The 17,171-nt window shown below is 44.8% G+C and carries 11 protein-coding genes and 1 pseudogene; 9 read left to right on the top strand and 3 right to left on the bottom strand.

From position 1 onward, the window contains the following. From JWQ85_RS13440 to JWQ85_RS13430, 3 genes and pseudogenes are all read left to right on the top strand, one after another. A pseudogene (locus JWQ85_RS13440) lies at positions 1-273 on the top strand (acyl-CoA dehydrogenase); the annotation flags it as partial. Between the two features lie 89 nt (positions 274-362). Next, positions 363-2,018 (top strand): alkaline phosphatase PafA, encoded by a 1,656-nt coding sequence (gene pafA, locus JWQ85_RS13435; protein ID WP_299468772.1) that lies wholly within the window; start codon positions 363-365, stop codon positions 2,016-2,018. A gap of 305 nt (positions 2,019-2,323) precedes the next feature. Next, on the top strand, positions 2,324-2,947 hold the full coding sequence (locus JWQ85_RS13430) for a thiamine phosphate synthase (RefSeq protein WP_299468770.1): 624 nt from the start codon (positions 2,324-2,326) through the stop codon (positions 2,945-2,947). A 28-nt stretch (positions 2,948-2,975) separates the two neighbouring features. On the opposite strand, the gene JWQ85_RS13425 is transcribed toward JWQ85_RS13430, so the two are convergent. Then, a complete protein-coding gene (locus tag JWQ85_RS13425) occupies positions 2,976-3,497 on the bottom strand; it encodes a GNAT family protein (protein ID WP_299468768.1) in 522 nt (173 codons plus the stop codon). A 75-nt stretch (positions 3,498-3,572) separates the two neighbouring features. Here JWQ85_RS13425 and JWQ85_RS13420 point away from each other — a divergent pair, with 75 nt between their 5' ends. The 5 genes from JWQ85_RS13420 (at position 3,573) to infB (ending at position 11,425) form a co-directional block, all read left to right on the top strand. Beyond that, positions 3,573-5,942 carry a prolyl oligopeptidase family serine peptidase gene (locus JWQ85_RS13420; RefSeq protein WP_299468766.1) on the top strand — a complete coding sequence of 790 codons (2,370 nt, stop codon included), beginning with the start codon at positions 3,573-3,575 and terminating at the stop codon, positions 5,940-5,942. Positions 5,943-6,041: 99 nt separating this feature from the next. Next, a complete protein-coding gene (locus tag JWQ85_RS13415; protein WP_299468764.1) occupies positions 6,042-6,464 on the top strand; it encodes a hypothetical protein in 423 nt (140 codons plus the stop codon). Positions 6,465-6,602: 138 nt separating this feature from the next. After that, positions 6,603-7,067 (top strand): ribosome assembly cofactor RimP, encoded by a 465-nt coding sequence (rimP, locus tag JWQ85_RS13410; RefSeq protein ID WP_299468762.1) that lies wholly within the window; start codon positions 6,603-6,605, stop codon positions 7,065-7,067. 3 nt (positions 7,068-7,070) lie between these two features. Beyond that, positions 7,071-8,306, top strand: coding sequence for a transcription termination factor NusA (gene nusA / locus JWQ85_RS13405; RefSeq protein ID WP_299468760.1), 1,236 nt, complete (start codon positions 7,071-7,073; stop codon positions 8,304-8,306). 59 nt (positions 8,307-8,365) lie between these two features. Then, positions 8,366-11,425 carry a translation initiation factor IF-2 gene (gene infB / locus JWQ85_RS13400; RefSeq protein ID WP_299468758.1) on the top strand — a complete coding sequence of 1,020 codons (3,060 nt, stop codon included), beginning with the start codon at positions 8,366-8,368 and terminating at the stop codon, positions 11,423-11,425. Between the two features lie 573 nt (positions 11,426-11,998). Here infB and JWQ85_RS13395 read toward each other — a convergent pair. Next, complete coding sequence (locus JWQ85_RS13395; protein ID WP_299468756.1) at positions 11,999-14,662, bottom strand: ligase-associated DNA damage response DEXH box helicase; 2,664 nt, start codon at positions 14,660-14,662, stop codon at positions 11,999-12,001. Positions 14,663-14,733: 71 nt separating this feature from the next. Here JWQ85_RS13395 and JWQ85_RS13390 point away from each other — a divergent pair, with 71 nt between their 5' ends. Beyond that, positions 14,734-15,402, top strand: a complete 669-nt coding sequence (locus tag JWQ85_RS13390) for a hypothetical protein (protein ID WP_299468754.1) — start codon at positions 14,734-14,736, stop codon at positions 15,400-15,402. Between the two features lie 51 nt (positions 15,403-15,453). On the opposite strand, the gene JWQ85_RS13385 is transcribed toward JWQ85_RS13390, so the two are convergent. Then, positions 15,454-17,171 (bottom strand): insulinase family protein (locus tag JWQ85_RS13385; protein WP_299468752.1); only part of this gene is annotated, 1,718 nt, incomplete at its 5' end.

Below are 17,171 nucleotides of genomic sequence, written 5' to 3'. Positions count from 1 at the left end.
GAAGCACTGCAATCGGCAACGGCATTATTAAACCAGGCCCGTGCAAGTTTTTTTGAAGCGGTTGAAGCCTCATGGAATGAACCCGGGAAAGAAGAATTATTAAATGCGGTTAGCCGCACCAGCAGGGTATTAGCCAAAATAGCACGCGAATGTGTGGATGAATTGTACCCATATTGTGGTTTAATGGCGGCATCGACAGATGCCGAGATCAACCGGGTTTGGAGGGATCTGCACACGGCCAGCCAGCATGCTTTGCTTACTTTTATGGATTAGTTTTACCTTGCTTAATAATTAAAAGTAACACAAATATCACATTGTTTATATATTGCAATTGTGATATTTGCCTTTTAACATCTAATCCTATGAAGATAAAAGTACTGCTTACGTTGATCATTGCAACCGCTGTATTTAGCTTATCGGCGCAAGCCCAAAAGACAGCAACCGCCGGCACAACCACCTTACCACGCCCTAAACTGGTTGTAGGTTTAGTGGTTGACCAAATGCGCTGGGATTACCTGTATCGCTATTACGACCGTTACCAAAGTGGTGGTTTTAAACGAATGCTTAACGAGGGCTTTACCTGCGAAAACACACTGATACCTTATATCCCAACGGTTACAGCCATAGGGCACTCTACTATTTATACGGGTTCGGTACCGGCTATACACGGCATTGCCGGGAATGATTTTACTATACAGGCAACCGGTAAAACCATGTATTGTACTGATGATAGCACGGTTACAGCTGTAGGCAGCGATTCAAAGGCGGGCAAAATGTCGCCACGTAATTTGCTGGTGAGTACAGTAACTGATGAACTAAGGTTAGCAACAAATTTCCGCTCGAAAGTAATCGGCATAGCATTAAAAGATCGCGGGGGTATTTTACCCGCGGGCCATACAGCCAATGCAGCTTATTGGTTTGATGATGCCAATGGCGCATGGATAAGCAGCAGCTATTACATGACCAACCTGCCTGTATGGGTTAAAACTTTTAATGACGGTAAACCAGCCGAAAAATATCTGAAACAAGATTGGAACACACTTTACCCGATAAATACCTACGTACAAAGCGCGCCGGATAACAGCCCTAAGTATGAAGGTAAATTCAGCGGGGCTGATGCACCAACATTCCCTATAAAAACATCTGAACTATATAAAGGTAAAGCGGGTATGATCCGTTCTACACCATACGGCAACAGCATGACGCTTGACCTGGCAAAAGCTGCAGTAGAAAATGAAAAACTGGGTGCCGGTTCAGTGACCGACTTCCTGGCAGTGAGCCTTTCTTCAACAGATTATGTTGGGCACCAGTTTGGTCCAAACTCGGTTGAAGTTGAAGATACCTACCTGCGTTTGGATAAAGACCTGGCAGCTTTCTTTACTTATTTAGATGGTAAGCTTGGTAAAGGCAACTATAGTGTTTTTTTGAGTGCTGACCATGGTGCCGCGCACAATCCTAATTTTTTGATAGATCATAATATCCCGGCAGGTGTTTGGAAAAGCGGCGATGTGCAAATGCGCCTGAATAAATTGCTGGAAGATAAATATAAAGTAAAAGGCGTAGTATTAAACCTGGAGAACTACCAGGTAAACTTTAATAATGCAGTTATTAAAAAGGAGAACCTGAATGCAGATGCTTTAAAATTGGATTGCATCCAGTTTTTACAACAGGAACCCCAAATTGCTTACGCGGTTGATATGCAGCATGTACAAACTGCTACTATACCAGACGAACTTCGCACGCGTATTCAAAACGGCTATAACGCCGAACGTAGCGGTACTGTCCAGATCGTACTGAAACCGGGATGGTTTAGCGGCGGCCAAACAGGCACTACCCACGGCACCTGGAACCCTTACGATGCGCATATCCCATTGGTATTTATGGGTTGGGGCATTAAACATGGCAGCCTAACCCGCGAAACCCACATGACAGATATTGCCCCAACAGTAGCCCAATTATTGCACATACAAGCGCCAAACGGGAACATAGGTACAGCAATAGGCGAGGTGCTGAAGTAAGAGATTGGTGGTTGGAGGTTTGAGATTAGGCTAAAGCGGCTTAACCTTAACCCTCTTTCCGCGCAGCGAAGAGAGGGTCGACAAGCGTAGCGATGTCGGGGTGAGTCAACTTCGCTATGCTTGTAATTAGAATTAATAAATCATTGCCGTCGGCTTTAGCCGACGGTTTTTAGATAATTGTCAGTCTGAGCTTGTCGAAGACTTGTACATATGCATAACCCCTGATGTTTCTACAAGCCACCATGACTCGCCCTTTGTGACCTTGTGTTTTCACGCTGTGCCCTCTGTGGTTAAAATTAATATCTATGAAGAAATACGTATCCAAATTCCACTATCTCACACAAGACCTCCCCAATCGCACCCATATTGAGCAGGCCCAAACAGCCTGCGAAGCCGGCGCCAACTGGATCCAGTATCGCTGCATGACCAAAGGCGATGAAGAACTGATAACAGAGATAAACCAGATAGCATCCATCTGCGATGATTGGGGAGCAACACTTATCCTAACCAATCATTACCATTTGTTGGATAAAGTAGATGCACAAGGCGTACATATCGAAGATCTTGATGCTGATTTTGCCGCTATCCGCGAAGCGATAACCGACGAAAAAACGTTGGGCGCATCAGCCACAAACGTAGAAGCGTTGTTGCGGATACAAAACACCGGCGTAGTAGATTATTGCAGTTATGGCCCCTTCGCCCACACCGACACCAAACCCAACGACAAACCGCTGTTAGGATACGACGGCTACCGCCAGTTAGAAAGGCAGCCGATTGATATCCCGGTAATAGCAGTTGGTGGTGTACAGTTAAAAGATGTAGATTTGTTAATGCAAACAGGCATTTACGGCATCGCGGTATCATCGGCGGTTAACCTGTCACTTGACCCGGGTGGTATGGTAAAGGAGATTTACAGGAAGATATATTAATATTTGTAGAGGCGCGATACTTCGCGCCTTATACGTTATTCCTATACGCCACATAAACATGCTCATCAAGCACCACCCCATTTTTAATAACCGACTGCTTTAACACCGCTTGTTGAACATAGCCCGCCTTCTCCAGCACACGCATTGATTTTGGATTTGTGCTAAAAACAAAAGCCATTATGCAAATGATATCCAATTTTTTAAAACCATAATCGGTTACCAGTTTAACTGCTTCGGGGATAATGCCGCGGCCCCAGTATTGTTCACTTAACCAGTAGCCAATCAGCGGCGATTTGCTGTAAACATCGTCCCTGAAATCCAACCCGATAACACCGGCAACCTCGCCGTTTATTTCGATAGCAAAATTGGTAACCGGGTCTTGATGAAGGTTCAGGTTGATAAAAAACTCCGCGTCGGCTAAGGTATAGGGCGTTGGGAACCTGTCGAGCAGGCAAGCGACTACCTTGGGGTTATTAGCATGTTTTTGCAGGGACGGCGCGTCGGCAGCCCGCCACGTGCGCAGGGTAAATTGGCTCCCTTTTATTTCCATATTGTAACAATCCAAACGTTAAAAATAGTAATATTACCTAAACTGTTAAATTGCAGCGCTTAACAGCAATTTGTTATGAAGACACGCTTTACCTTACTATTCCTTTGCTTCGGATTTGCCGCATCGGCACAAAAATTGGAAGTACTTACTGTTGAAAAAATAATGCGCGACCCCAAATGGATGGGCGTATCACCGGACAATATCCGCTGGAGCGACGACAGCAAAAAGATCTACTTCAACTGGAACCCCGACAAAACTGAGCGCGATGAACTGTTTTACATCAGCCCAAACAATATAAAACCACAAAAAACTACTTTAACCCAGCGCCGGGATCTGGTACCCGATAACGGTAAGTGGAACAAAAAACGCACGCTAAAAACCTTTGAAAAAAACGGCGATATCTACCTGCTGGAAGTAGCTTCGGGCAAAACCAAGCAGTTAACCAATACCACCAATCGCGAAAGCAACCCAACTTTTAGCGGGGATGAAGGCAGTATTATTTTCACCAATGATAACAACCTTTATGCCCTAAAGCTGAATAAAGGCGAGCTTACTCAGTTGACCAACTTTGTTAAAACAGCAAGTACAGAAAAGAAACCAGCAAAAGATAATGAGCAGGCTCGCTGGCTAAAAAAACAGCAATTAGAACTGTTCGATATTATCAAAGTGAACGAAAAGGACCGCAAACTGGACTCTGCCGAGCGCAGCCAGTTTAAGGTTGCTAAACTAAAAGAGATAGCCTTTGGCGATAAGCGACTAAGCAACGTGCAGTTAAGCCCCGACGGAAGGTATGTAACCTATCGCCTGATCCAGCCTGCCGAGGGTGCGAAAAGTGCCATCGTGCCCGATTATGTGACCTCATCCGGCTATACCGAAGATATCCCAAACCGTACCAAGGTGGGTAGTCCGCAATCTACATCCGAGAGTTTTATTTTTGACACACGGCGCGATTCGGTTTACAGTATCATCACCAAAGACCTGCCAGGCATAAAAGATATTCCTGCGTATTTTAAAGATTACCCCAAAGAATTAGAGGTATTAAAAAAGCTAAATGCCGACCGCAAGGTTGATATCAGCGGCCCATTCTGGAGCCCGGATAGTAAATACGCCATTGTAAACATAGATGCACAGGATAATAAAGACCGCTGGCTGATGAAGCTGGACGCCGCGACAGGCAAGCTCACCCTGCTCGACCGCCAGCACGACGATGCATGGATAGGCGGCCCCGGTACCGGAGGGTTCTTTGCCAATGGCAGTTTGGGCTGGGCGGATAATACGCACTTCTATTTCCAGAGCGAAGCCAGCGGATACTCACATTTATATTTGGCCGATGTAATAACCGGCGAAAAGAAACAGCTTACCTCGGGTAAATGGGAAGTGCAAACCCTGCGTTTATCAAACAATAAAAAAACCTTTTATTTTACCGCCAACATTGAGCATCCGGGTATCACACATTTTTACCGGATCCCGGTAACAGGTGGTGCTCCTGTAAAAATTACCTCTATGAAAGGCGGTAACGAGATAGATCTTTCGCCTGATGAAAAGTGGCTGGCTATCCGCTATTCCTACTCAAACAAACCATGGGAACTGTATGTGCAAGCCAACAAGCCGGGGGCAAAAGCAACGCAAGTAACTAATTCTACTACCGAAGAATTTAAATCGTACCCGTGGAAAGAGCCGGAAGTGATCAGCTTTAAGAACCGTAACGGTAAAGATATTTACGCGCGCCTTTATCAGCCCAAAAATCCCGATCCGGCGAAGCCTGCCGTAGTATTTGTGCACGGCGCGGGCTATCTGCAAAACGTGCATTACTGGTGGAGCAGCTATTTCCGCGAATATATGTTCAACAACATGCTGGTTGATAACGGCTTTACCGTTCTGGATATCGACTATACCGCAAGCTCGGGTTACGGCCGCGACATTCGCACCGGCATTTACCGCCACATGGGAGGTGCCGACCTTACCGATCAGGTAGATGGGGTGAAATTATTGGTAGAAAAGTATGGCGTTAACCCAAAACATGTGGGCTTATACGGCGGCTCGTACGGCGGGTTTATGACCTTGATGGCCCTGTTTACCCAGCCCGATGTTTTTGCATCAGGCGCAGCCATCCGCTCGGTTACCGACTGGGCGCATTACAATCACGGCTATACCTCCAACATCCTCAACGAACCATTTAACGATGAGATAGCCTACCGCCAAAGCTCGCCCATTTATTTTGCCGATGGCTTAAAAGGCCACCTGTTAATGCTGCATGGTATGGTAGATCAGAATGTGAATTTCCAGGATATAGTAAGGCTGAGCCAGAAACTGATAGAGCTGCACAAAGAGAATTGGGAGCTTGCCCCATACCCGGTAGAAGACCACGGCTTTGTACAACCCAGCAGCTGGACGGATGAATATAAACGCATATTCAAACTGTTTGAAACGACATTAAAGAAATAGCTTAGCAAGTGCAGGTGAGGACACCTGCACTGGGGGGTGTAAATTTTATCTCCCCTGCTCAGGTGTCCTCACCTGAGCATTTAGGACAATTATTTAACCATGAAAAAACTATCCTACATACTCCCTATCCTGCTTGCCCTTGCCTGCAAGCCGGCTAAGCACCCTTCCGCTGTGCAGATCTCACTTGTAAACAATGGGCAGTCGGTACAGTTTAAAGGCTTGGATTATGCTGTGATGCAGGATATTGGCCGCGATACTACTAAAAATGTATGGCAAAACCTGGTGCCGGTTTACCGCATGCCTGCCGATACGGATCTGAAGAATTACCAGCCTGTGCAACCGGGCCGTTATCAGTTAAAAGACAGTGTAGTGGTTTTTACGCCCGATACCCCCTTTGTAAAAGGCCAAACTTACTTTGTACGCAATTACCGCCTGGGAGAAGGCTCAATGCTTATCGATTATATAAAAGGCCGCTCCCAACCGGGGAAAGTGCATTTTATTGATTTGATTTTTAAGCAATAAGCTTTGAAAAATCAAAAAAACTTGTTACATTTGCATCTGAATTAAAAAAGAGGGGGCATTTGTCCCCTCTTTTATTTTATCAATCAAATTATCATCCGCCCCATTTATCTATCGGGATACCGGAAAAAACATACGATAATGAATATTGAAAAAAGAACAACTGAACTGGTAGAGGAGAAAATTGCCGATATGCCAAACTTGTTTTTGGTGGATGTTAAAATGCATTCGAACGGCAAGCTGATAGTACTGGTTGATGGAGATAACGGGATAGGGATTGCTGATTGTGTTGCCATAAGCAGGCATGTAGGCTTTCATCTGGAAGAAGAGAACGTTATTGATACCCCATACAACCTGGAGGTTTCATCGCCCGGCATTGATACGCCGCTAACATTAAAAAGGCAATACGCTAAAAACATAGGCCGTACGTTAGCTATTAAAATGGACGACGGTACAAAACGCGAAGGCGTGTTAAAAGAGGCGGGCGACGACTTTATACTAATTGAAGAAGCAATAAAAGAAAAAGGGAAAAAGGCTGTAACTGTTGAAAGCACTATCCCGACAGATAAAATAACAGAAACAAAAGTTTTAATATCATTCAAGTAGAAGATGAGCAATATTAATTTAATTGATTCTTTTCAGGAATTTAAAGATTTCAAAAACATTGACCGCCCAACCATGATGAGCGTTCTGGTAGACGTTTTCAGAAGCATGATCAGGAAAAAGTACGGTACCGATGAGAATTGTGATGTGATTGTTAACACAGATAATGGTGACTTAGAAATTTGGCGCACACGTGTTGTTGTTGAGGATGGCTTTAGTGAGGATGATGACCTGGAGGTTGAATTAGCTGAAGCTAAAACAATTGACCCTGATCTGGAGATCGGCGATGAGCAAATTGAGCAGATCACTTTAGAGAGCTTTGGCCGCAGGGCTATTTTAGCTGCCCGCCAAACACTGGTATCTAAAATTTTAGAACTGGAGAAAGACGAGATCTTCAAAAAATATAAAGATCGCGTTGGCGAAATTGTTACCGGCGAGGTTTACCAGGTTTGGAAAAAAGAAACTTTGGTGTTGGATGATGAAGGCAACGAGCTTTTATTACCAAAAACAGAGCAGATCCCGGCCGATTACTTTAAAAAAGGTGATAGCGTTAGAGCGATAATCAGCAAGGTTGATATGCTGAACAGCAACCCTAAAATTATTATATCGCGTACAGCGCCCGAGTTTTTACAGCGTTTATTTGAGATGGAAGTTCCCGAAATTTTCGACGGACTGATCACCATTAAGAAAATTGTGCGTGAACCAGGCGAAAGAGCTAAAGTAGCGGTAGAATCTTATGATGACCGTATCGATCCGGTTGGTGCCTGCGTAGGTATGAAAGGTTCACGTATCCATGGTATCGTTCGCGAGTTGAAGAACGAAAACATTGATGTTATAAACTTTACAAATAATATTCAGTTATATATACAGCGTGCATTATCGCCTGCAAAAATCACTTCTATTAAGTTAGATGATGAGAAAAAAACAGCGGCGGTTTACTTAAAACCAGACCAGGTATCTTTAGCTATCGGTCGTGGTGGCCATAACATTAAACTGGCAGGTAAATTAACCGGGTATGAAATTGATGTTTACCGTGAGGCTGATGAGCATGACGAGGATGTGGACATCGAAGAATTCTCAGATGAGATTGATAGCTGGATACTTGACGAATTTAAACGTATAGGCCTTGATACAGCGAAATCTGTATTGGCATTATCCGTTGGCGAATTGGTTAAGCGTACCGATCTGGAAGAAGAAACAATAAAAGATGTTTTATCAATTCTGCAGGCAGAATTTGAATAAACGTAGAAACAAGAATTAAAATCGTATTTTTGCGATAATTAGCAGAGAAAATTTAATAAATGTCAGAAGACAAATCCATAAAATTAATAAAAGCAGTAAAAGAACTGAACATTGGTATGGGTACCATTGTCGATTTCTTAGCTTCCAAAGGCTACAAGGTTGAAAAGCAACCAATGGCTAAGCTGGATAACGATATGTACACCACATTGTTGAAGGAATTTGCTGTTGATAAAATTATTAAGGAGGAGGCCAAGCAAATTAGTATAGGCAAGATCAGGAAAGAGGAGCCCGGACAGGCACCAGAAAAACCTGTTGAGCAACGCCGTTCAAGAGATTTTGAGAACGAGGAGATACTGATTAAAAACACCGGCCATTTTACTTCGGCGCCGGCTGAGAAGCCAAAACCGGTTGAACCTGTACAGGCCAAAACCGAAGAGCGCAACGAAGCATTACCGGGTGTAAAGGTAGTTGGTAAAATAGACCTTAATAACCTTAATGCAAAACCACCGGTAGAAGAGAAACCTGCACCCGTTGCAGAAACTCCTAAAGCACCGGAGCCGGTTGTAGCAGAAACCCCGAAAGCACCAGAACCAGTTGTGGAAGCGCCAAAAGCACCAGAACCGGTAGCAGAGAAACCTGCGCCCGTTGTGGAAACGCCAAAAGCACCAGAGCCGGTTGCAGAAAAACCTGCGCCAGTTGTGGAAGCGCCAAAAGCGCCAGAGCCGGTTGCAGAAGCACCAAAAGCACCAGAACCGGTAGCAGAGAAACCTGCTCCTGTTGTTGAAGCGCCAAAAGCGCCGGTAGCCGAAACTGTTGAACCCGCGGCACCAGCCGAAGCTGAAGCTGATGATGTTATCCGTGCAAGTGCAGAGCGCTTAAGCGGCCCTAAAATTATTGGAAAGATAACTTTACCGGTTAATGCGCCAAAACGTGGCGGTGGCCCGGTTGCGTCATCATCAAATGCTGCAGGTAACGCTGCCGATCAAAAACGCAAACGTAAGCGTAAAGATCAGCAAGGCGGCGGTGGCGGCGGGCAAGGTGGTAATAACACCAGTCAGCAAGCACCACCAAGCGGCACCATCAATCCAAACCGTCCCGATTTCAGGAACAGACCAGCAGGCCCTCCGGCAGGTGGTGGTAACCGTCCCGATTTTAGAGGAGGCAGAAATGCACCAACAGGTGGCGGCCCTAAAGAAGAGCCAACAGAAAAAGATATACAAGACCAGATCAAGGCTACACTTGCACGTTTAAGCGGAGCAGGTAAGTCGGGTAAATTTGCACAGCGTGCTAAATTCCGCCGTCAAAAGCGTGATGATGTAGCAGCCAATGCCGATGAACTGGCAATGGAGCAGGATGCAATGTCTAAAGTAATTAAGGTTACTGAGTTTGTTACGGCAAACGAATTAGCCTTGATGATGGACGTATCTGTAACACAAATTATCTCGACTTGTATGAGTTTGGGTATGTTTGTTTCCATTAACCAGCGTTTGGATGCCGAAACCCTAAGCATTGTTGCTGATGAGTTTGGCTACCAGGTTGAGTTTGTAAAACCACAGGACGAAGAGTTCATACTTGATCAGCAAGACGATCCGGAAGACTTGATCCCACGTGCGCCAATTGTGACCATTATGGGCCACGTTGACCACGGTAAAACATCATTACTGGATTTTATCCGCAAAACAAACGTAATTGGCGGCGAGGCCGGGGGGATAACCCAGCACATTGGCGCTTACGAAGTTACTTTGCCGGATGATAAAGGAAAAATTACATTCCTGGATACACCGGGCCACGAGGCGTTTACCGCCATGCGTGCAAGGGGTGCACAGGTAACAGATATTGTTATTATAGTAATTGCCGCTGATGATAGCGTGATGCCGCAAACCCGCGAGGCCATAAACCACGCGCAGGCTGCAGGTGCACCAATCATCTTCGCTTTCAACAAAATTGACAGGCCGGGTGCTAACGCCGATAAGGTACGTGAGCAATTATCTGCCATGAACATTTTGGTTGAAGAGTGGGGTGGTAAATACCAAACACAAGAAATATCGGCTAAAACCGGTTTAAATATCGACCTGTTGTTAGAGAAGGTATTGCTTGAAGCAGAATTGCTTGAGCTAAAAGCTAACCCTAACAAACGTGCCGTAGGTACAGTAATAGAAGCAGCCTTAGATAAAGGCCGTGGTATTGTTACTACCATATTGGTACAGGCAGGCCGCTTAAAAGTGGGCGACCCGATATTAGCAGGTTGCTATAGCGGGCGTGTTAAGGCGTTAACAAACGAACGTGGCCAAAGGGTTGAATCTGCAGGGCCATCAACACCGGTACAGGTGTTGGGTATGCAGGGAGCACCTACAGCCGGCGATAAGTTTAACGTATTAGACAGCGAGACCGAAGCACGTGAAATTGCAAACAAACGTTTACAGTTACAACGCGAACAAGGCTTACGTACACAGAAACACATTACACTTGATGAAATTGGCCGCCGTTTGGCAGTTGGTAACTTTAAGGAACTTAACATTATTGTTAAGGGTGACGTGGATGGTTCTATCGAAGCGTTATCAGATTCGTTACTGAAACTTTCTACCGAGCAGATACAGGTTAACATCATATCAAAAGCAGTTGGTCAAATCTCAGAATCAGACGTATTGCTGGCTTCTGCATCAGATGCGATCATTATCGGTTTCCAGGTACGTCCTTCCGGAAGTGCGCGTAAACTGGCCGAGGCAGAGCAGATCGATATCAGGCTTTACTCTATCATCTACGATGCTATCAACGAGATAAAAGCGGCGATGGAAGGTATGCTTGCACCAACCTTTGAAGAGAAGATCGTGGCTAACGTTGAGATACGTGAAACCTTCAAGATCAGCAAGGTGGGTACAATTGCAGGTTGTATGGTGTTAGACGGTAAAATTACCCGTAACAGCAAGATCCGTATCATCCGCGATGGTGTGGTAGTTCACACAGGTGAACTGGCTTCATTAAAACGCTTTAAAGATGATGTGAAAGAAGTTGCAACCGGTTACGAGTGCGGTTTGAACATCCAAAACTACAACAACATTGAAGTTGGCGATATTGTAGAAGCATACGAAAACGTAGAAGTAAAACGCAAGCTTGCTTAAGCTTTAAGTTTTTTAAATATTTAAAAGGACGGCTATTAGCCGTCCTTTTTTTGTTTCAAAGCTTTACTTTACGTCCCCGCAGGGTCTCTCGATAGAGGACCCTGCGGAGGGATGCCAATAGCCGTCCTTTTTTGTTTTCGGAAGGATGCCACGCTAATGCAACGCAGGGTCCTTTTCAAGAGACCCTGCGACGACGGGATGACAGATCTTTGCAGGGGCGTGCAGCTTGACCGACTGTATTATAGTACATGTTTGCCTGTGCCAGGTTTGGATTTAATGGTGACGTTATTTCGTCAGTAGCTTATTTTTAAATCGATCATTATCAGTTATTTATTCGTTCACGATGGTGTTCACGGCCGTGAACGTGAACACTTCTCACGCCATTTACTAACAATTGTCATGGGTAGCGATAGCGTAGCATCTATCACCGCCATCCATAACAACCATGTCATTTCTCCTCGTACCTCGTTCGAAATGACATGCTGGCGAAAGACTCTATGCTGGCGAAAAAAGGCGCTATGAGGACGAAAACTGGCGTTTGCAAACCTCTCAATAAAACAAAATGAACAAGGGTCAAAATCCCTTTTTTCTAACGATTCCGGTCTTCCTGTTGCGGGGTTTAGCTGGTTCTGCAACCTCATCGGCACCATATCTACGGGCCATTTTTGCAATGCGCTCTTCCATAGTTTCGGTGGTCAGCCGCTCGCGGCCCAGGCTATCAACCAGTATCGGGAAAGCAAAAGGTGTTGGGCGTTCAATGGCTTTTAGAATGATATTTTGCGTTTGGATGCGCTGCAGGGCTGCCCGTAACCTAAACTCCTCTAACTGGAAAGCCAATGCTTCATTATAAGCTTGCCGAACCAAAAGGTTATCCGGCTCATACTCGTTAAACACCTCGAACAAGAGTGATGTAGATGCCTGCAAATGCTTATTCTTCACCTGCTGACCTGGATAGCCGGTAAATACCAGTCCGCCAATATGGGCTATATCTCTAAACTTGCGCCGCGCCATTTCATTAGCGTTGAGGCTGTGCTGGATGTCCTCTATCAGGTTATTGATAGAAAAGAAGTCGGCATCCTCTAATGCCTGTTCAATGGGGATATCTTCGTCGGTCAATAACTCAAAACCATAATCATTCATGGCGATAGAAAAGCTGGCAGGCTTTATTTTAGAGATACGGTAGGCCAGTAAACTCGCCATCCCCTCGTGCACCAATCTGCCCTCGAAAGGATAAAACAACAGGTGGTGCCCTTCGCGCGATTTAAAGGATTCTATTAAAAACTCATGGCTTTGTGGCAAATGCGATAATTTAGCCTGCAAATCGAATAAGGGTTTAAGCGCTTTTACCTCTATATCCGTTTCAATGCCATTGGCCACCTCGTCCAGTTTATCCCTGAATACGGCTGATAGCTGCGATGACAAAGGCATCCGCCCGCCATTCCAACTGGGTATCAAACCTTTGGTCTTGGTCGATTTTTTGACATAGGCTGTCATTTCCTTCACCTTAATAAATTCCAGACTGCGGCCCGCGAACCAAAAAGTATTACCCGGTTTAAGTTTGGATATAAAACCTTCCTCAATAGTACCCAGGCTACCGCCGCTTAACCATTTTACACGGATGCTTAGCTCGCTTGTAATGGTGCCAATGCTCAGCCTATGGCGCATAGCGACCCGCCTGCTATTCACTTTAAACAGGCCATTCTCTACCTCTACTTTTAAAAATTCATCGTACTGGGCAAGGGTTTTACCGCCGTTGGTTATAAAATCAAGCAGCTGGTTAAACTCATCGCGGCGAAGGTCGGCAAAGGCAAAAGTGGTTTTTACTTCCCTGAATAATTCATCCGCACGAAATCCATCTGATACAGCCAGCGTCACCATAAATTGTATAAGCACATCCATGGTGAGCAGCATAGGGTCACGGCTTTCAAACACGCCTTGTTTAATGGCTTGCTTTAGTGCTGCACCTTCCAAAAGCTCCAGCGAGTGGGTGGGTACAAAGTATGCCTTTGATATGGCTCCGGGGCTGTGCCCGCTCCTGCCTGCGCGTTGCATAAAGCGGGCCACCCCTTTGGGGCTGCCTACTTGTACAACGGTGTCTACGGGCCTAAAATCAACACCCAGGTCTAAACTGGAAGTACATACCACAACTTTTAAAGCTTCGGCATGCAGGGCTTGCTCTACCCAGTTACGGATCTCGTTATCCAACGAGCCATGGTGCATGGCCATTATACCGGCATACTCGGGGTAATTATCGATAATAGCATGGTACCAGATCTCGCTTTGCGACCGGGTATTGGTAAATATAAGCGTGGTTTTACTTTTAGCTACTATCTCCATTACCTGCGGCAACAGTTGTACACCAATGTGCCCCGCCCACGAATAATTTTCGATGTTATCTGGTATTACAGATTGTATCACCAATTTCTTGTTTACATTGGCGCGCACCATTTTGATCTGCTCCGGCGGAAAATCATTCCCCAGTAAAACCTCAGCGGCCTGTTCCAGGTTGCCAATGGTTGCACTGATACCCCATATTTTCAGTTGGCGGTTTGCAGTTTGCAGCTTTTCTTCAGTTTGCAATTTGCGGTTTGCAGTTTGCATAGTTTTCGTTTTATCTGCCAACCGCGAACTTTCAGCTGCGAAATTTTCATCATTGCTAACTGCTAACTGCCCACTGCTAACTGCAGCAAGGGCCTTGAGGCGGCTCAACCCCAGCTCTACCTGTACACCACGTTTGGTGCCCAATAGTTCGTGCCATTCATCGCAAACCATTACCTGCAGGCCTTTAAATATTTTATCATATTCTTTTTGGGCCAGCATCAAGTGCAGGCTTTCGGGGGTGGTAAGCAACACTTCGGGGAGTTTCTTTTTCAGGGATGCTTTGTCGGCGGCAGAAGTGTCCCCGGTTCGGGTCATTATGCGCCAGGGCAAACCTATATCGTCACAAACCTCCTGCATGGCCTTGCGGATATCATTAGTTAAGGCACGCAGCGGCGTTATCCATAACATGAGCAAGCCGTTATTTTTTTGTGTGGTATAAGTATCGGGGTGTTTATTTATAAAATCGGCCAGGAAAGACAGGAACAAAGCGAAAGTTTTACCACTGCCGGTAGGCGCGTTCAGCAAACCCGAAAAGCCCGACAGATAAGCTTCTTCCATTTCTTTTTGAAACGGGAACTGCTTCCATTGCTTTTGTTTATACCATTGTTGTATTACCTTTTGGCCCCTCGATGTCATTGATTATCCTAACAAAATATACTATTATTGGTTATACGTATCAACTGTAAATTAAACAAATTGTTACAACCATGAACGTTCCAAGATATTTAATTGTGCCGATACTTGCTGTTGCTATTTCATCATGCCAGCAAAATAAGGCTCCAAAATCTGTAGACACCATTGCCGAGAATGCAGATACCACCGTTTTAGATAATGCCAAAGTTGCCGATACGACTGCAATTGAAATGCCCGGCGATAAACCAGTGCCGCTTGCACAATTGATAGTACCCGGCATAAGCGTTGGCCAAACTGCCATTAATGAAGGTTCGGAGGTGGTGCATAAAAAACTGGGCAAACCCGATGGCGGCGACGCGGCTATGGGTAAGAGTGTATCTATCTGGTATGCTAACCACGATACAACAGGTTATATAACCCAAATGTATTTTTCGCGGGATATGGGTAACGATGAAACAAGCCGGGTTAAACAAATACGGGTTACTTCGCCATGGTTTAAAGTAAGTAACAAGATCTATGCGGGCATGCCTTTCAAGATCGCAGAGTCGGTTTATAAATTGAAAAAGATAGCGACATTTGAAGATAAAGGCGGCAAGCGCAGTCTTTATGACGATGTAAAAGGCGGGATAGGCTTTGAGGTGGATGATAAAGATATAATTACCGGGATTGTTATACACGAAACCGGCAGAGAAGCAACGGGTACTTATCTTGCCTTTTTCCCTAACCTGAAACCGATAAAATAAAAAAAGCTCCCAATTTCTTTGGGGGCTTTCTATTCCTTTTAATATTGAAGTCTATTTCTTCTCTGGCATCAGAATTACTTTTGCCAGGTTATTATTGTTCAGATATTTAATAGCCGTTTCTTTTGTGCTTTGCACAGTTACCTGGTCCAGGTTTTTAACGTGGCTTAATATCTCATCCGGGTCTTGTCCGTTTTGTGATGCCCCGGCAAGATAGCCCGACCATGAAACATTTTGCTTTAACTGTACCTGCGTTGAACGTGCTTCTTCCGCAACAAATTTTTGGATATCGGCAGGCTGTGCACCAGTTTGTTTTATCTTGTTTATTTCATCAAGCGTCGCGGCTATCAGCTTATCAACATTTGCGGCAGCACAAGTAAAAGCGATGGTAACGGTGTACCTGCCTTCGGGGTTTTTAGAATAACTTGCCCTAATACCCGGCGAATAGATCCCGCTTTCCTGTTCACGAAGGCGCTCAACAAGCTTAATGTTCAGTACTTCTTCCAAAGCATCCATTTGCATGTTATTAGCTTCGTTAAAAACGTAATCGCCGCTGTATATCATTTGCACAGTGGCTTTATCATCCATACCCTTATAAACAGTTTTAGTGATTTGGCCCGGGGCCGGGTGCATATTTAAGTTTTTATAAGTTTCCTTTTTATTGGTAGATGGTAAAGCACCCAGATAAGTTTCCAGTAATGGTTTTATCAATACGGGGTTAAATGCGCCAACAACAATAAAGGTAAACCCGCTTGCATCGGCAAACCTGTCTTTATAAAAATTATAGGCCTTATCTAAAGTCGCGCCAGTTAATCTTTCAACAGTAGTAGCGCCACCACGGAAGTTGTTATTGCTTAACACCGCCGAAAGTGTATCCTGGTACACGCTACCCGGGTCAAGGCCCCTGTTAGCTAATAAGGCTTTTGTTTGGTTTATAGTGCCTTGCCATATATCTGCATCTTTACGCGGTTTTGTAAAATACAGGTATATTAATTGCAGGGCGGTTTCAAAATCGCGGGGAGAGGCGTTTCCTCTTATACCCTGTGTAATATCACTTATGTAAGGGCTAACACTTACGTTTTTACCGGCCAGCATCTTATCAAGCTGCCCCTGGTTAAACTCAGAAATACCGCTGCTGCCCACAATAGAGGCACCAAAACTGGCGGAAGTGTAATCATTATCATTTGCCAGCGAGCTACCACCAAAACTATAACCATTGATCAGGATCTGGTCGTTTTTAAATTGGGTAGGTTTTAGTATGACCTTTACACCATTGCCAAGGGTTAATGTTGTAATACCAATTGCTTCGTCTTGTGTTTCAGATACCACTTTAGAACCTTCCGGCTCTTTATCCATTAAAGGTTTGCTGGTAACGTTATCAACATAAGCGCTAATATTATTGCCTGCAGTGCCTATCCAGTTTAAAATAGTTTTTTCGTCGGGTAGTTTATCTTTATCCTTTTCAGGGCCTTCAACAATTATTACGCGGTTTTGGTCGCTGATAAATTGCCCGGCAAGTTTGTTCATTTCAGCAAGGGTTACCTTGCTAATATTACTTATGTAAAAGTTGTATTCAAAATCAATACCGGGGATGGCTTCACCGTTTAAGAAGTTAAGCTGGTATTCCCTTACATAATTTGCAGAATTGGTTTTGTTTTTCTCGTAAAAAGCATTTTGAATACCTACCAATGCCGATTGCTTGGCGCGTTCCAACTCGGTAAGGGTAAACCCAAATTTACGGGCGCGCTCGTTTTCGGCAACAACGCTTTTTA

The sequence above is a fragment of the Mucilaginibacter sp. genome (assembly GCF_028288105.1).
Taxonomy (GTDB): domain Bacteria; phylum Bacteroidota; class Bacteroidia; order Sphingobacteriales; family Sphingobacteriaceae; genus Mucilaginibacter.
Note: the sequence above shows the minus strand (reverse complement) of the source record. Positions and strands in the feature narration are given on the sequence as shown.